At 53.5% G+C, this 1,615-nt stretch carries 1 rRNA gene; it reads left to right on the top strand.

The annotated features are described in order from the left end of the window. Positions 1-31: 31 nt before the first annotated feature. A 16S ribosomal RNA gene (locus tag V7097_RS20945) occupies positions 32-1,581 on the top strand. The last annotated feature ends 34 nt before the right edge of the window (positions 1,582-1,615 follow it).

Below are 1,615 nucleotides of genomic sequence, written 5' to 3'. Positions count from 1 at the left end.
AAGTAACAAACTTATTGAGCAATCAATACTCTTATTGGAGAGTTTGATCCTGGCTCAGGATGAACGCTGGCGGCGTGCCTAATACATGCAAGTCGAGCGAATCTTTGGGAGCTTGCTCCCAAAGGTTAGCGGCGGACGGGTGAGTAACACGTGGGCAACCTGCCTGTAAGACTGGGATAACTTCGGGAAACCGGAGCTAATACCGGATAACATATGAGACCACATGGTCTCGTATTAAAAGATGGCTTTTAGCTATCACTTACAGATGGGCCCGCGGCGCATTAGCTAGTTGGTGAGGTAACGGCTCACCAAGGCGACGATGCGTAGCCGACCTGAGAGGGTGATCGGCCACACTGGGACTGAGACACGGCCCAGACTCCTACGGGAGGCAGCAGTAGGGAATCTTCCGCAATGGACGAAAGTCTGACGGAGCAACGCCGCGTGAGCGAAGAAGGTCTTCGGATCGTAAAGCTCTGTTGTTAGGGAAGAACAAGTACCGTTCGAATAGGGCGGTACCTTGACGGTACCTAACCAGAAAGCCACGGCTAACTACGTGCCAGCAGCCGCGGTAATACGTAGGTGGCAAGCGTTATCCGGAATTATTGGGCGTAAAGCGCGCGCAGGCGGTCCTTTAAGTCTGATGTGAAAGCCCACGGCTCAACCGTGGAGGGTCATTGGAAACTGGGGGACTTGAGTGCAGAAGAGGAGAGCGGAATTCCACGTGTAGCGGTGAAATGCGTAGAGATGTGGAGGAACACCAGTGGCGAAGGCGGCTCTCTGGTCTGTAACTGACGCTGAGGCGCGAAAGCGTGGGGAGCGAACAGGATTAGATACCCTGGTAGTCCACGCCGTAAACGATGAGTGCTAAGTGTTAGAGGGTTTCCGCCCTTTAGTGCTGCAGCAAACGCATTAAGCACTCCGCCTGGGGAGTACGGTCGCAAGACTGAAACTCAAAGGAATTGACGGGGGCCCGCACAAGCGGTGGAGCATGTGGTTTAATTCGAAGCAACGCGAAGAACCTTACCAGGTCTTGACATCCTCTGACACTCCTAGAGATAGGATTTTCCCTTCGGGGACAGAGTGACAGGTGGTGCATGGTTGTCGTCAGCTCGTGTCGTGAGATGTTGGGTTAAGTCCCGCAACGAGCGCAACCCTTGATCTTAGTTGCCAGCATTTAGTTGGGCACTCTAAGGTGACTGCCGGTGACAAACCGGAGGAAGGTGGGGATGACGTCAAATCATCATGCCCCTTATGACCTGGGCTACACACGTGCTACAATGGATGGTACAAAGGGCAGCAAAACCGCGAGGTTAAGCCAATCCCATAAAACCATTCTCAGTTCGGATTGCAGGCTGCAACTCGCCTGCATGAAGCCGGAATCGCTAGTAATCGCGGATCAGCATGCCGCGGTGAATACGTTCCCGGGCCTTGTACACACCGCCCGTCACACCACGAGAGTTTGTAACACCCGAAGTCGGTGGGGTAACCGTAAGGAGCCAGCCGCCTAAGGTGGGACAGATGATTGGGGTGAAGTCGTAACAAGGTAGCCGTATCGGAAGGTGCGGCTGGATCACCTCCTTTCTAAGGAAACTGAAGTTCTACGAACTTCATAAAA

It is taken from the genome of Bacillus sp. JJ1562, assembly GCF_036962705.1.
Classification (GTDB): Bacteria; Bacillota; Bacilli; order Bacillales; family Bacillaceae_L; genus Ferdinandcohnia.
This window is presented reverse-complemented; position numbering and strand designations above follow the sequence as displayed.